We start from the raw sequence: 14590 nt of genomic DNA on the forward strand, positions 1-14590 counted from the left end.
AGCGGAAGCTCAACAGCTCGAAGTAGCGCCACATCAGGGAATCAGGAATCGACACCAGCTTGCTATACATAATACCCGGCGCTTCTTGAATGCCGACGTAGTTGCCTAGCGACTTGGACATCTTCTTCACGCCATCCAGGCCTTCCAGCAACGGCATAGTCAGGATGCATTGCGGCTCCTGCCCATAAGCGCGCTGAAGCTCGCGCCCCATCAGCAGATTGAATTTCTGATCGGTACCGCCCAGCTCGACGTCGGCCTTCAAGGCCACGGAGTCATAGCCCTGCACCAGCGGGTACAGGAATTCGTGAATGGCAATGGACTGATTGCTTTTATAGCGCTTGTCGAAATCATCACGCTCGAGCATCCGCGCGACCGTGTACTGCGAAGACAAGCGAATGAAGTCAGCCGGACTCAACTGATCCATCCAGGTCGAGTTGAACGCGACTTCAGTCTTGGCCGGATCGAGAATCTTGAAGACCTGAGACTTGTAGGTTTCGGCGTAGTCGAGAACCTGCTCACGGGTGAGCGGCGGACGCGTGGCGCTTTTACCGCTCGGGTCGCCGATCATGCCGGTGAAATCACCGATCAGGAAGATGATCTGATGCCCCAGATCCTGGAACTGCCGCAGCTTGTTAATAAGCACGGTGTGCCCAAGGTGCAGATCGGGCGCCGTCGGATCGAAACCAGCCTTGATACGCAGTGGCTGGCCACGCTTCAGCTTCTCGACCAGCTCGGCCTCGACCAGGAGTTCATCTGCACCGCGCTTGATCAGCGCCAGCTGCTCTTCAACCGACTTCATTACAGCCCCCAACTCAAAGGGAACCAACCTTACAAGATCAGAGCCCAATTACAAGTTTTGCCCAGCGTTTGCCTGCGAATCAGTGACTGATACGCGGGAAGGGTTGCTTCGAGCAGGTTTTGGTTATATTTTATACAGTTATTTCATCTTCATCATGTCATTCATCTTTTCCATTTCACCTTTTTCAAAGTCAAATTACCTATGAAAGACACACCGCCTAAAGCGCCCCCGCTTTATCCGAAGAGTCACCTGCTCGCTGCAAGCGGCATCGCCGCGTTGTTGAGCCTGGCTCTCCTGGTTTTTCCATCCAGCGATGTCGAAGCCAAACGAACCAACATTCCCCTCGATCTGGAGGCACCGGATCAGGACGTACAAGACCAAGACGCTCAACAAGCCACTCAAGCCACACCTGAAACCACCGAATCGCCATTTGCCCAGATCGACAACGCCGACGATCAGGCTCAAGACACCGCCAACGCACAGCCTCAGGCAGAGACTACCGCGCCAGCCGCTGCGAAAGATCCTGCCCACAGGGAGGTCACCGTCAGCAAGGGCGACACGCTGTCGACCCTGTTCGAAAAAGTCGGGCTACCCGCCGCCACCGTTCATGAAGTACTGGCCAGCGACAAGCAGGCCAAGCAGTTCAGCAAGCTGCAGAACGGACAGACGCTGCAGTTCGAGCTGACGCCGGATGGCCAGCTCAAGCAATTGCACACAAAACTCAGCGAAGTCGAGTCCATCAGCCTGTCGAAGACAGCAACTGGTGGTTACGCATTCAATCGCGAGATCAGCAAGCCCAACGTGCGTAACGCCTACGTACACGGGGTGATCAACAGCTCCCTGTCGCAGTCCGCGCAACGTGCCGGCCTGACTCATAGCATGACGATGGACATGGCCAACATCTTTGGCTACGACATCGACTTCGCGCAGGACATCCGCAAGGGTGACGAATTCGATGTGGTATACGAACAGAAAGTGGTCAACGGCAAGAGCGTAGGCACAGGGAATATCCTGTCCGCCCGCTTCACTAACCGGGGCAAGACCTACACTGCCGTTCGCTACACCAACAAGCAGGGCAATACCAATTACTACACGGCTGACGGCAACAGCATGCGCAAGGCCTTCATCCGTACCCCGGTCGACTTCGCCCGCATCAGCTCGATGTTCTCGATGGGCCGCAAGCACCCGATCCTCAACAAGATCCGCGCCCACAAAGGTGTGGACTATGCAGCGCCACGCGGTACGCCGATCAAGGCCACCGGCGACGGCAAGGTCCTGCTCGCCGGCCGCCGTGGCGGATACGGCAATACCGTCATCATTCAGCACGGCGACACCTACCGTACGCTGTATGGTCACATGCAGGGCTTCGCCAAAGGCATACAGACCGGCGGCACTGTCAAGCAAGGTCAGGTTATCGGCTATATTGGAACTACCGGGCTGTCCACAGGCCCGCACTTGCACTACGAGTTCCAGGTCAATGGCGTTCACGTAGACCCATTGGGCCAAAAGCTTCCGATGGCGGATCCGATCGCCAAATCCGAAAAACAGCGGTTCATGCAGCAAAGCCAGCCGTTGATGGCCCGCATGGATCAGGAAAAAGCCACCACGCTGGCCTCGAATAAAAGGTAATCCATGGACTTCTTCTATATAGGTGTGATGTCCGGCAGCAGTCTCGATGGGATTGATATCGCCCTTTTGAAGCAGGATGACCGATCAAGGCTTCTGGCTACTCACTACATCCCCATGCCGGAAGACCTGCATGCCGAGCTGCTGGGGCTTTGCTCCAGCGGCGCGGATGAGCTTGCGCGTGCGGCCATTGCGGAGCAAAAGTGGTGCAGGCTGGTCGCACAGGGCGTACAGACCTTGCTGCAAGATCAAAACATGGTGCCCGCTCAGATTCGCGCCATTGGCAGCCACGGCCAGACTATTCGTCATGAGCCATCGCGCGGCTACAGCATTCAGATCGGCAACCCTGCGCTGCTGGCAGAGCTGACTGAAATTACCGTGGTCAGCGACTTCCGCCGCCGCGACATCGCAGCAGGCGGCCAGGGCGCCCCCCTGGTGCCGGCTTTCCACGAAGCGTTGTTCGACGACAACAAGGATCATCGCGCCGTGTTGAACATCGGCGGGTTCAGTAACCTGAGCCTGATCGAGTCGGATCGCCCGGTCGAAGGCTTCGACTGCGGCCCCGGTAACGTACTGCTCGATGCGTGGATATCTTCACAGCTCCATGAAAGCTACGACAAGGATGGCGCATGGTCGGCGAGCGGCAAGGTTGATTCTGCGCTGCTCGAGAAACTGCTCAGCGATCAGTTTTTCCTCACCAAGGGCCCCAAGAGTACAGGCCGGGAAGTGTTCAACCTGGGCTGGGTTAAACACCATCTGTTCCAGTCGAAAACACTGGCTCCAGAAGATGTGCAGGCCACTCTGCTGGAACTGACAGCATTGACGATCACCGATTCCCTGAAATCTGCACAACCGATTACCCGGGAGCTTCTGGTCTGTGGTGGCGGTGCGCATAACAAGGCGCTGATGAAACGCCTTGCAGAGCTGTTGCCCGATACAGAGGTCAGCAGTACCGAGAAGTTCGGCGTAAACCCTGACTGGGTTGAGGCAATGGCGTTTGCCTGGCTGGCCCATTGCTGCCTCGAAGGCGTTCCGGCCAATCGTCCGACGGTGACCGGCGCCAAAGGCAGGCGCGTTCTGGGCGCGATCTACCCCGCCTGACGCGATGCCGCAATGCAAAACGCCGCTCAATGAGCGGCGTTTTTGTTTACAGCAAGCTTCGATCAGATCGAGAACGAGGAGCCACAGCCACAGGTTGTGGAGGCATTCGGGTTCTTGATCACGAATCGCGACCCTTCAAGCCCTTCCTGATAATCGACTTCTGCGCCGGCCAGGTACTGAAAGCTCATCGGATCGACAACCAGGCTTACGCCCTCGCGCTCGACGATGGTGTCATCGTCTGCCACATCTTCATCGAAAGTAAAACCGTACTGAAAACCTGAGCAACCGCCACCTGTAACGAATACACGCAGTTTGAGACGATCATTGCCCTCTTCGTCGACCAGGGTTTTCACCTTGTGCGCAGCATTTGGAGTGAACTCCAAAGCGGTAGGCGTGAAGGATTCGACACTCATGTCTGATATCTCCCGGCGTTAGCCGTCGTAATGCGTAATGACGGCATTATCCGCTTCTCCTAGAAAATCGGTCAACTATTTGATCGGGAGCGGCTACAAGCTACAAGCTACAAGCTACAAGCTACAAGCTACAAGCTACAAGCTACAAGCTACAAGCTACAAGAGCGTGGTCGGCCCGCCTTTGCCTTGCAACTTGAAGCTTGCCGCTTGAAGCTCAAAGCTGCCTCCCTCAGGGCATCATCCCCGCATGAGACAACCCGGCGCGCTCATCGAGGCCAAACAGGATGTTCATGTTCTGCACCGCCTGACCCGACGCACCTTTGACCAGGTTGTCGATCACCGAAAGCACGACGACCATATCGCCGCCCTGCGGACGATGCACCGCGATGCGGCACACGTTGGCGCCACGCACACTGCGGGTTTCGGGATGGCTGCCCGCTGGCATCACATCCACGAATGGCTCGTCGGCGTAGCGCTTCTCGAACAGTGCCTGCAGATCCACCGAGCGATCAGTGACCGTTGCATAGAGCGTGGAGTGAATGCCACGAATCATCGGCACCAGGTGTGGCACGAACGTCAGGCCGATGTCGCCACCGGCAGCGCGACGCAGCCCCTGGGTGATTTCAGGCAGGTGGCGGTGGCCCTTCACGGCGTAGGCCTTGAAGCTTTCATTGGCTTCCGAGTACAGCGAACCGATATTCAGACCACGGCCCGCTCCGCTCACGCCAGATTTGCAGTCGGCAATCAGACGAGTGTTATCGGCAATACCGGCTTCAAGCAGCGGCAGGAAACCCAACTGGGTAGCGGTGGGATAGCAACCCGGTACGGCGATGAGTCGCGCGTTCCTGATCTGTTCGCGGTTGACTTCCGGCAGCCCGTACACCGCATCCTCCAACAACTGAGGAGCACCATGAGGCTGGCCGTACCACTTGGCCCACTCGACCGGATCCTGCAGACGGAAGTCGGCAGACAGGTCGATCACTTTGGTGCCTGCCGCGAGCAATTCACCAGCCAGGGCATGGGCTACACCGTGGGGCGTGGCGAAGAACACCACGTCACAGGCACCCAGGGTTTTCACGTCAGGCACGCTGAACGCGAGGCCGTCGTAGTGCCCGCGCAGGTTCGGATACATGTCGGCGACTGGCATGCCGGCCTCCGAGCGCGAGGTAATGACCACTACTTCTGCCTGCGGATGCTGTGCCAACAGACGCAGCAGCTCGACCCCGGTGTAACCCGTGCCGCCGACGATACCGACCTTGACCATAACCTGCCCTCAACGAAACAACTGGAAAGCGGTCGATAATAGGAGCCTATCGCCTCTGCGACAACCGACAACGTGACGTATGGGCGCACAAGACACTACTATTCGGCCACCGTGAACCTGGGAATAATCAAAAATGCTCTATCTATGGATAAAGGCGCTTCATGTCATTTCAATGGTCTGCTGGTTTGCAGCCCTGTTCTATCTGCCAAGACTGTTCGTCTATCACTCGATGAGTGAGGACACGGTCAGCCGCGAGCGTTTCATCGTCATGGAGCGCAAGCTGTACCGTGGCATCATGACCCCGGCAATGATCGCAACGCTGGTCTTCGGCGGCTGGCTGATCAGCTTCGACCCCAGCGGTTATTTCAGTCAGGGCTGGATGCACGCCAAGCTCGCACTGGTTGTCCTGCTGATCGGCTATCACCACGTCTGCGGTGCACAGGTCAAACGCTTTGCCCGTGGCGAAAATGGCCGCAGCCACGTGTTTTATCGCTGGTTCAATGAAATCCCGGTACTGATCCTGATCGCTATCGTCATTCTGGTTATCGTCAAACCCTTCTGACTTCAATCATCAGTAACGCGACAGGGCGCCCTGTCTCAGACAGGCGCCCGGCATTGTTTTCCATTTAAAGACAAGGAAGCCCCGTATGGCCGATTCACACTTCAAGATTGTATTTGAAGGGCAGGTGCGTGAAGGCGTCGAGCTCGACACCGCAAAGGCCAACCTGGCGGGGCTGTTCAAAAGCGAACCGTCTGCAGTGCAGAAGCTGTTCAGCGGTCAACCCGTCGCGCTCAAGCGCGGGATCACTTATCAGGATGCGGAACGCTACCTGCGGGCGCTGGACGATGCGGGCGTCGAAGCACGTATCGAACCTGACGTTGAAATCAGCCTGAGTCTGGATGAAGTCGTCAGCCAGCCCTCCCCCAAACCCGCGCATCTGGAAATATCGCCCTACGCACCGCCCAAGGCACAGGTCGGCGCTGATCAGCCCGGTCATTCGACGCTGAAGGTCTTGAGTATCCATGGGCGTATCGGGCGCTTGCGCTATCTGGCGTGGAGCATGGTCCTGAGTGCCGCGACGCTGGTGCTGGTAGGTGTGTGCCTGCTGGTCATGAACGGTTCGCTGGTCGCCGGCGGCCTGCTGATGGCGGTGGTGCTCGTCGTGTTCGCTGTCATTGGTGCGCAGATCGGCGTTCAGCGGCTGCACGATCTGGGTTGGTCGGGCTGGCTTCTGCTGCTGACCATGGTGCCGTTCGTAGGCAGCGTCTTCCCGTTTCTGATGATCCTGCTGCCTGGAACGAAAGGCCCCAACGCTTTCGGCCCGCCGCCGCCACCGAATTCCCGAGGCGTGAAGACCCTAGCCATTCTGTGGGTGTTACTGATCCCGACTGTCCTGATCGGACTCACCGCCGGCGGCGCAGGCATGCTGCGTGATGAGCTGGAATTGCAGACCGACGAATACGAGCAATCGCTCCCTTATGATGACGAAGAAAGCCGTGACAGTGCCTTGACCGCACCAGCGGATGTCAACATAGAGCCCGAAGAACAAAGCGACAAGTAATAGACTGCTCACGGTTCGGCAGACTGCCGGTCGCAACACGCTCAATGGAGAAATGCATGACCCGTTACGCCCTGATCACCGGCGCGTCCAGCGGCATAGGCCTGGCGATGGCCGAAGCGCTGGCACGTCGCGGTCGCAACCTGATCCTGGTCGCCCGCCAGCGCGACCTGCTGGAAACAATTGCACTGGAATTGACTCAGCGTTTTGGCGTGGAAGTGCTGTTTCGAGCCTGCGATCTGGGCGAGCCGCTGAGACTCTCGGGCTTTCTGCTGGAACTGGAAGACGGTGCCCACCAGATCGATCTGCTGGTCAACGCTGCGGGCATCGGCACCTGCGGACATTTTCTGGCTCAGGACTGGAGTGCAGAGCAGGACCTGATCGATCTGAACATTCTGGCCCTGACGCGCCTGTGCCACACGGTCGGCAACCTGATGGCCATTCAGGGCGGCGGCCAGATACTCAACATCGCCTCGGTGGCGGCATTCCAGCCCGGGCCATGGATGAGCACCTACTACGCAAGCAAGGCCTATGTGCTGCATTTTTCCGAAGGGCTGCGCGAGGAAGTGAAGAAAGCCGGCGTGAAGGTCTCGGTGCTGTGCCCCGGCCCGACCAGGACGGCTTTTTTTCGCACCGCGCAGTTGCAGGTCAATGTGGATAACCTGATGAGCCCCGAAGAAGTGGCGCTGTATACCGTTCGCGCGCTGGCAAAAAACCGCGCAGTGATCACTCCCGGTTTCGGTAACCGGCTGTGGACGCTTAGCCCGCGCCTGGTTTCACGCTGGCTGGCTCGCCAGATCAGCGGCTACATCAACAAGAAATACTGCCCGCGCTGACCGACAAACGGCTGGGCGAGCCGCGTCTTGCTCAGTACACTCGGACGCGCTGAAGCACAGCGATACCCTGTGACGACCATCAACCGACAAGGAGCAAACGGCTGTGGACACTTTGTTTACCAAGATCATCAATCGGGAAATCCCGGCGAAGATCATCTATGAAGATGATCAGGTACTGGCCTTTCACGACATCGCCCCACAGGCACCCGTGCATTTTCTGGTTATCCCGAAAAAGCCCATTCGCACCCTGAACGATCTGACCGAGGAAGACAAAGGCCTGGCCGGACATATTCTGTTCACGGCGCAGCGTCTGGCCCTCGAGCTGGGCTGCGAAGAAGGCTTCCGCGTGGTGATGAACTGCAATGAGCTGGGCGGGCAGACCGTCTACCACATTCACATGCATGTACTTGGTCAGCGCCAGATGAACTGGCCACCGGGCTGAGCCAGCGTTTTCGGGCTTCCCGGCCGACCAGCGTGTGTGATCAGCGCTGGTCGGACGACACAAGCCCTGCCCGCTCCGGCTGATTGGGGTAAACTGCCCGCATGATCTTCCGGAGGTGCCCATGGCTACCGAACGTCAATACTCCCCCCTCGACCGTCTGTTACTGCAAGCCGACAGCGCGATGCGTACATTGCTACCGTCCAGCGCGCACTCGCAACGCCCTTCCCCCGCCGTTGTTCAGCCCGAGCACAAGATGAGCGAAGTCGACACGCGCCACGTCGCGGGCCTGATGCGCATCAACCATACCGGCGAAGTCTGCGCCCAGGCGCTTTATCAGGGCCAGGCGCTGACGGCAAAGCTGCCCAAGGTGCGCAAGGCGATGGAGCGTGCGGCTGAAGAAGAAATCGATCATCTGGTCTGGTGCGAACAGCGCATTCATCAGCTTGGCAGCCATACCAGTGTGCTGAACCCGCTGTTCTACAGCCTGTCCTTCGGGATGGGCGCAGTAGCCGGCGTTATCAGCGACCGGGTCAGCCTGGGGTTCGTCGCGGCGACCGAAGATCAGGTCTGCAAGCACCTGGCTGAACATCTGGAGCAACTGCCGACCGAAGACGGCAAGTCCCGGGCTATCCTGCAACAGATGCTCAGCGATGAAGAGCACCACGCTGAATCCGCACTGGAGGCAGGCGGTTTTCGCTTCCCGGCACCGGTCAAGTTCGGCATGAGTGTGCTGGCCAAGGTCATGACCAAGTCGACTTATCGCATCTGACAACACGTATACAACACCCATAAAAAAGGCGCCTGCATCAGGCGCCTTTTTAATGTCCGGAATCCGGGTTTATACGGCGACGTTGCGGCCGTAGAAGATTTCCAGCATTTCGTGTTTGACCTTGGCGGTCACTTGCTCGCGCTGCTCGGGAGACAAGTTGCTGGTGGCGTCGCCAAACAGGTAGTTGTCCAGTTCGAACTGCTTGAGCAGCATCTTGGTGTGGAACAGGTTTTCCTGATACACGTTCACGTCGGTCATCTGGTAACCGTTGCGCGTGTCTTCGGACAGGTAGTTCTGGATCGAGTTGATCTCGTGGTCGATGAAGTGCTTCTTGCCTTCCACGTCACGGGTAAAGCCGCGCACGCGATAATCGACGGTCACGATATCCGACTCGAATTTATGAATCAGGTAGTTCAACGCCTTGAGCGGTGAAATAACGCCACAGGTCGACACATCGATATCCACGCGGAACGTGGCAATACCGTCAACCGGGTGAATTTCCGGGTAGGTGTGGACCGTGATATGGCTCTTGTCCAGGTGCGCCAGGATGGTTTCCGGCAGTGGACCTGGCGACTCTTCGATCTGGCTTTCGGTAGGCGTCACCGGCTGCTCAGAGATCAGAATGGTCACACTGGCACCTTGTGGATCGTAATCCTGACGCGCAATGTTCAGGATGTTGGCACCAATGATATCGACAACATCAGTCAGAATCCGCGTCAGGCGTTCTGCATCGTACACACTGTTGATGTACTCGACATACGCCTGCTGGTCCTGCGGGGTTTCCGCATAGCAGATGTCATAAATGTTGAAGCTCAAGGTCTTTGTCAGGTTATTGAACCCGTGGAGCTTGAGTTTGCTTTTCACCGTTAAAAACTCTCTATATGGGTGCGGCGCCAGCCGCGTGATCAAGCATGCCCGTCAGGTGAGCCCGGCTCATCTGCGTAGGACGGTTAACACCTCTTCGCGTTGGCGATTTTGGTTGTCTGTTCGGACCGGCAGCAGAAAACCAATACATGCTGCGCCCGTAAAAAGTGGCGCATTATGCAGACGTCCGAAGCCGTCTGCCAGAGTGTGCGCCGTTTTTATGATCGTTGGATGTCTGGCGTTCAGCCCAGTTCGACAATTTCATAATCGTGAGTGATCTTCACACCCGCGTTGCCGAGCATGATCGAGGCCGAGCAATACTTCTCTGCGGACAGTTCGATCGCCCGCTTGACCTGCGCTTCTTTCAACCCTCGTCCCTTGACGACGAAGTGCAGATGGATCTTGGTGAACACTTTCGGGTCTTCATCGGCACGTTCGGCTTCCAGAAACGCCTCGCAGCTTTCCACGGGTTGGCGCGACTTCTTCAAAATGCTCACAACGTCAAAGTTGCTGCAGCCACCCAGACCGATCAAGACCATTTCCATCGGGCGTACACCCAGGTTGCGACCACCGCTTTCCGGCGGACCATCCATTACCACCACATGACCACTGCCGGACTCGCCGAGGAACATGGCTTCGCCAGCCCATTGGATGCGTGCCTTCATCGCCAAGACTCCACTGTAAAAAAGGGGTCGCCAGCTTAGCACAGGGCCAAAAGCCGGCCGGAAGAAATGCCTTTTGTAGGAAATGCGTAGGAATGTTCGCAAATAGCTTCCTACACGTCTGGAAAAGCTGGCGAGAATAAAGGCGCAGCCGATACCTATAGGTATGCCATTTGGCCATACACCTTATTTCGGAAGTCTCGCATGGTCGCAATAACCTTTACGCCCAAAGCAAACAGTCTGGACAAGCTGCTGCCCCATGCAGAACGCCGCCGCTGCCCCGCGAAAACCAACATCATCAATGCTGGTGAGCGTTCCGAGTCGTTGTTTCTGATCCTCAAAGGGTCAGTCACGGTTTTGATCGAAGACGACGAGCGCCGGGAGATGATTGTTGCTTACCTCAACAGCGGGGATTTCTTCGGCGAACTGGGCCTGTTCGAGCAACCGGGCAAGGAATCCGTGCGCAGCGCCTGGGTGCGGGCCAAGAGCGAATGCGAAGTGGCCGAGATTTCATATGACTCGTTCCGCGAGCTGACCAGGCAAGAGCCGGAAATTCTGTATGCGCTCGGCAGCCAGATGGCCGAGCGCCTGCGCAATACAACGCGCAAGGTCGGTGATCTGGCGTTTCTCGATGTCACCGGGCGAGTGGCTCGCACGTTGCTCGAGTTGTGCAAGCAGCCGGATGCAATGACTCACCCGGACGGCATGCAGATCAAGATTACCCGCCAGGAAATCGGACGCATCGTCGGCTGTTCGAGGGAAATGGTCGGACGCGTGCTCAAGGCCCTTGAAGAACAGAGCCTGGTCAACGTCAAAGGCAAGACCATGGTGGTCTTCGGGACACGCTGAGCCCTTGGTATTCAGAGCCCGGCGAGCAGCTTGCGGTAAGCCTGCGCCAGACGCTCCAGGACGTCAGCACCCGGAAACGCTTCGTACAAGGCAATGTGGCTGCCTGCCTGGACACGCGGCTCAAGCTCGCACAGCTCATTGAAACGGTTTACCGCGGCCGCCATCTGAACGCGCTCGTTATCCAGCAGCAAGGCACCATGCGCCAGCACTACGGGACGCCTTCCGCCCTGGCTCTGACGCCAGCGCTGAGCCGTTCCAACCATTTTGCGACCATTGAGGTTGACGTTGAAGCGACCGTCGCAGAATGCGCCTGCCACCTCACCCAGTGAGGCTTGGCCACCCAGGTCGGTCATCAGATCGAGAATCGGCTGACATAATCGCAGGTAGGCGGTTTCTATACGGTCACGATCCACGTCAGTGGGCGGTTGCGCGTAGACCAGTGCGATGTTCAGCGTGGCAGAGGACTGCGGCACTGGCTCGCCGCCGGTTTCACGCAAGAGGACGGGCCATGCGTTGTCCGACAGGGTCTCGCTGGCTTCGGCAAAACCCGCTAACCGGCTCATCCGCCGTGGCATGACCAGCGCGCGATCATTGGGCCGCCAGAACAGCAGCCCGTGATCTGCAGCACCTGCACATACCGACGCCAGAAGATCCTGCTCGGCCTGCAGGCCTTGTTCGACACATATGTCGATGATCGAGTCTTGCATGCCGGCCCTCGCAAAGATGTTCAGCTCAATACGCTCAGTCGCTGGACGAAGCGCTTACTGCAATCTTGCGCTCCGGGAAGAACAACCGCTGCAACTCGGCGCCCGGGTGTTCGGCACGCATGAAGGCCTCACCCACCAGAAACGAGTAGACATCGCTGATTTCCATCAGCTCGACATCCGCACGATTGAGAATGCCGCTTTCGGTAACGACCAGGCGATCACGCGGGATGCGCGGGAGCAAGTCCAGCGTGGTTTCCAGGCTCACCTCAAAGGTATGAAGGTTGCGGTTGTTGATGCCCACCAGCGGTGTATCGAGCGTTTTGAGTGCGCGCTCCAGTTCGTCGCCGTCGTGCACCTCGACCAGTACATCCAGCTTCAGGCCCTTGGCAACGGCAGCCAGTTCAGCCATTTGCACGTCATCCAGTGCCGACACGATCAACAGAATGCAGTCAGCGCCCAAAGCACGTGCTTCGACCACCTGATAAGGGTCGATCATGAAATCCTTGCGGATCACTGGCAGGTTGCACGCCGCACGTGCCTCCTGCAGATAGGCATCGGCGCCCTGAAAGAAGTCCACATCGGTCAGCACTGACAGACAGGTCGCGCCACCGGCCTGATAACTTCTGGCGATCTCGCCCGGCAGGAAGTGTTCGCGGATGACGCCCTTGCTCGGCGAGGCCTTCTTGATTTCCGCGATAACGGCAGGCTGCTTTGCCTTGGCCTGAGTGATCAATGCCTTGGCAAAGCCACGTGGCGCGTCGGCCCGGGCTGCCTGTTGTTCAAGCTCGGTCAGGCCCACAATCGCACGACGAGCCGCAACTTCCTCGGCCTTTCGGGCAAGGATCTTTTCCAGTACGGTTGGCACACTCATGCTTCGTTCTCCTGCTTGAATACCGCCGTGAAGGCACCCAGTTCTTCCAGTTTTTCCCGCGCCAGGCCAGTGTGCAGCGCATCGTGCGCCAGGGCCACGCCTTCTTTCAGGCTTGTGGCGTGATCAGCAGCATAAAGCGCGGCGCCGGCATTGAGCACGATCATCTCCGCAGCTTTCTGCCCGTTCTCGGTCTTGCGACGTCCCAACGCATCGCGGATCAGCTCCAGCGAAGCCGCCGGGCTTTCCACGGCAAGGCCGTACAGGCTCTGGCTTTTGATGCCCAGGTCTTCGGGCTGTACCCAGTATTCGGTGACTTCGCCGTTTTTCAGCTCGGCGACGAAGGTCGGTGCGGCCAGACTGAATTCGTCCAGGCCGTCCTGCGAGTGGACCACCAGCACATGCTTGCTGCCCAGACGCAGCAGAACCTCGGCCAGCGGGCGGCAAAGCGCCTGGTTGAACACGCCGACGACCTGATGACGAACGCCGGCCGGATTGGTCAGCGGGCCGAGCATATTGAACAGTGTGCGCAGACCCAGTTCGCGGCGCGGCCCGGCCGTGTGCTTCATGGCGGTGTGATGAGACTGGGCGAACATGAAGCCGATACCCACGCTGTCGATGCAACGCGCTACCTGAACAGGCGTGAGGTTCAGATAAACCCCGGCAGCCTCGAGCAGATCGGCACTGCCGCTTTTGCCCGAGACGGCACGATTACCATGCTTGGCCACGGTGCAACCCGCGGCGGCGATGACGAAAGCGGAAGCTGTCGACACGTTGAAAATATTCGCGCCATCGCCGCCCGTGCCAACGATGTCGACCACGCCGTCCAGGGTTTTCAGTTCGACCTTGCCAGCCAGCTCGCGCATGACCGACACCGCACCGACGATTTCATCGATGGTTTCGCTCTTCATGCGCATGCCCATCAGAAACGAACCGATCTGCGCTTCAGTGCATTGGCCGGTCATGATTTCGCGCATGACATCGCTCATCTCTTCAGTGGTCAGGTCCAGCTGGTTGACCACGCGATTGAGCGCGCTTTTGATATCCATGGGGGTACTCATAAAAAATCCTTAGCCCTGACGATGACCGCCACTCTGCTTGAGAAAATTGGCGAACAGCTCGTGGCCCTGCTCGGTCAGGATCGACTCGGGGTGAAACTGCACCCCTTCGACGTTCAATGTCTTGTGGCGCAGGCCCATGATCTCATCGACCGAACCGTCTTCCAGCGCAGTCCAGGCCGTCACTTCCAGGCAATCGGGCAGCGTATCCTGTTTGACCACCAGCGAGTGGTAGCGGGTGACCACCAACGGATGATTCAAGCCATCGAACACCCCGCCGTCTTGGTGAATGACCGGGCTGGTTTTGCCATGCATGACCTGACGCGCGCGGACCACGTCGCCGCCAAAGGCCTGACCGATGGACTGATGCCCGAGACACACGCCCAGAATCGGCAGTTTGCCCGCGAAGTGCTTGATCACATCCAGCGAGACGCCGGCTTCATTGGGCGTGCACGGGCCAGGCGAAACGACGATGTGCTCCGGGTTCAGGGCCTCGATCTCGGCGATGCTCAGTTCGTCATTGCGAATGACTTTGACGTCCGCCCCCAGCTCACCGAGGTACTGCACGACGTTGTAGGTAAACGAATCGTAGTTATCGATCATCAGCAGCATTTTGCTATCAACCTTTTGATTTACTGACTTGATTCAGGCCTTCCGGATTCTGCTTCACTCATGCATCCCCTCGTCAGCCACAAGGCCGGGGGACGGAGAAAAACATCACAAAATCGAAGGCATACAGGTACGGGACCGGCAGGGCCGGCAAGGAAATAGTC

General features: G+C 58.1%; 17 protein-coding genes (1 of these 17 only partly in view). 8 read left to right on the top strand and 9 right to left on the bottom strand.

Annotated elements, in window-relative coordinates; translation table 11 throughout:
* Positions 1-799: the 5' portion of a tyrosine--tRNA ligase gene (tyrS, locus tag AC54XV_RS23980; protein WP_024639964.1), read on the bottom strand. 413 nt of this gene lie to the left of the window's left edge; only the first 799 of its 1212 coding nucleotides appear in the window; it begins with the start codon at positions 797-799; its stop codon lies off the left edge, out of view.
* Positions 800-1000: 201 nt separating this feature from the next.
* On the opposite strand from tyrS, the gene AC54XV_RS23985 reads away from it, so the two are divergent.
* Together AC54XV_RS23985 and AC54XV_RS23990 are read left to right on the top strand one after the other, a co-directional pair.
* Complete coding sequence (locus AC54XV_RS23985) at positions 1001-2428, top strand: peptidoglycan DD-metalloendopeptidase family protein (protein WP_003401947.1); 1428 nt, start codon at positions 1001-1003, stop codon at positions 2426-2428.
* A gap of 3 nt (positions 2429-2431) precedes the next feature.
* A complete protein-coding gene (locus tag AC54XV_RS23990; RefSeq protein ID WP_003401948.1) occupies positions 2432-3526 on the top strand; it encodes an anhydro-N-acetylmuramic acid kinase in 1095 nt (364 codons plus the stop codon).
* A 62-nt stretch (positions 3527-3588) separates the two neighbouring features.
* Here AC54XV_RS23990 and erpA read toward each other — a convergent pair whose 3' ends face one another.
* Both erpA and argC read right to left on the bottom strand, forming a co-directional pair.
* On the bottom strand, positions 3589-3939 hold the full coding sequence (gene erpA / locus AC54XV_RS23995) for an iron-sulfur cluster insertion protein ErpA (RefSeq protein WP_002551953.1): 351 nt from the start codon (positions 3937-3939) through the stop codon (positions 3589-3591).
* A 229-nt stretch (positions 3940-4168) separates the two neighbouring features.
* Positions 4169-5203: an N-acetyl-gamma-glutamyl-phosphate reductase gene (gene argC / locus AC54XV_RS24000; protein ID WP_122319892.1), complete on the bottom strand. Its 1035-nt coding sequence runs from the start codon at positions 5201-5203 to the stop codon at positions 4169-4171.
* A 133-nt stretch (positions 5204-5336) separates the two neighbouring features.
* On the opposite strand from argC, the gene hemJ reads away from it, so the two are divergent.
* From hemJ to coq7, 5 genes are all read left to right on the top strand, one after another.
* On the top strand, positions 5337-5765 hold the full coding sequence (hemJ, locus tag AC54XV_RS24005; protein ID WP_003401951.1) for a protoporphyrinogen oxidase HemJ: 429 nt from the start codon (positions 5337-5339) through the stop codon (positions 5763-5765).
* A gap of 85 nt (positions 5766-5850) precedes the next feature.
* Entirely contained in the window at positions 5851-6765 is a 915-nt protein-coding gene (locus AC54XV_RS24010) for a DUF805 domain-containing protein (protein WP_024640876.1), read from the top strand.
* Positions 6766-6821: 56 nt separating this feature from the next.
* The gene (locus AC54XV_RS24015; protein WP_496717253.1) at positions 6822-7598 is read left to right on the top strand and encodes an SDR family NAD(P)-dependent oxidoreductase; all 777 of its coding nucleotides are present in this window, start codon (positions 6822-6824) and stop codon (positions 7596-7598) included.
* Positions 7599-7701: 103 nt separating this feature from the next.
* Complete coding sequence (locus AC54XV_RS24020) at positions 7702-8040, top strand: histidine triad nucleotide-binding protein (protein ID WP_003316306.1); 339 nt, start codon at positions 7702-7704, stop codon at positions 8038-8040.
* Positions 8041-8161: 121 nt separating this feature from the next.
* Positions 8162-8809 (top strand): 2-polyprenyl-3-methyl-6-methoxy-1,4-benzoquinone monooxygenase, encoded by a 648-nt coding sequence (coq7, locus tag AC54XV_RS24025; RefSeq protein WP_003401955.1) that lies wholly within the window; start codon positions 8162-8164, stop codon positions 8807-8809.
* A gap of 69 nt (positions 8810-8878) precedes the next feature.
* On the opposite strand, the gene speD is transcribed toward coq7, so the two are convergent.
* Together speD and AC54XV_RS24035 are read right to left on the bottom strand one after the other, a co-directional pair.
* Positions 8879-9673 (bottom strand): adenosylmethionine decarboxylase, encoded by a 795-nt coding sequence (gene speD, locus AC54XV_RS24030; protein WP_003316303.1) that lies wholly within the window; start codon positions 9671-9673, stop codon positions 8879-8881.
* A 242-nt stretch (positions 9674-9915) separates the two neighbouring features.
* A complete protein-coding gene (locus tag AC54XV_RS24035; protein ID WP_003401957.1) occupies positions 9916-10338 on the bottom strand; it encodes an OsmC family protein in 423 nt (140 codons plus the stop codon).
* Positions 10339-10539: 201 nt separating this feature from the next.
* On the opposite strand from AC54XV_RS24035, the gene crp reads away from it, so the two are divergent.
* Positions 10540-11184, top strand: coding sequence for a cAMP-activated global transcriptional regulator CRP (gene crp / locus AC54XV_RS24040; RefSeq protein ID WP_058399200.1), 645 nt, complete (start codon positions 10540-10542; stop codon positions 11182-11184).
* 11 nt (positions 11185-11195) lie between these two features.
* On the opposite strand, the gene AC54XV_RS24045 is transcribed toward crp, so the two are convergent.
* Genes AC54XV_RS24045 through AC54XV_RS24060 form a run of 4 tightly spaced genes read right to left on the bottom strand, consistent with a single transcriptional unit; the run spans position 11196 to position 14429 of the window.
* Positions 11196-11891, bottom strand: a complete 696-nt coding sequence (locus AC54XV_RS24045) for a lipoate--protein ligase family protein (protein ID WP_024640874.1) — start codon at positions 11889-11891, stop codon at positions 11196-11198.
* Between the two features lie 34 nt (positions 11892-11925).
* Complete coding sequence (gene trpC / locus AC54XV_RS24050) at positions 11926-12762, bottom strand: indole-3-glycerol phosphate synthase TrpC (RefSeq protein ID WP_011269105.1); 837 nt, start codon at positions 12760-12762, stop codon at positions 11926-11928.
* A complete protein-coding gene (trpD, locus tag AC54XV_RS24055) occupies positions 12759-13808 on the bottom strand; it encodes an anthranilate phosphoribosyltransferase (RefSeq protein ID WP_024639970.1) in 1050 nt (349 codons plus the stop codon). The genes trpC and trpD overlap by 4 nt, the downstream gene beginning before the upstream one ends.
* A gap of 21 nt (positions 13809-13829) precedes the next feature.
* Positions 13830-14429, bottom strand: a complete 600-nt coding sequence (locus AC54XV_RS24060; RefSeq protein ID WP_004415847.1) for an aminodeoxychorismate/anthranilate synthase component II — start codon at positions 14427-14429, stop codon at positions 13830-13832.
* Positions 14430-14590: the final 161 nt, after the last annotated feature.

It is taken from the genome of Pseudomonas fragariae (ex Marin et al. 2024) (genome assembly GCF_059621105.1).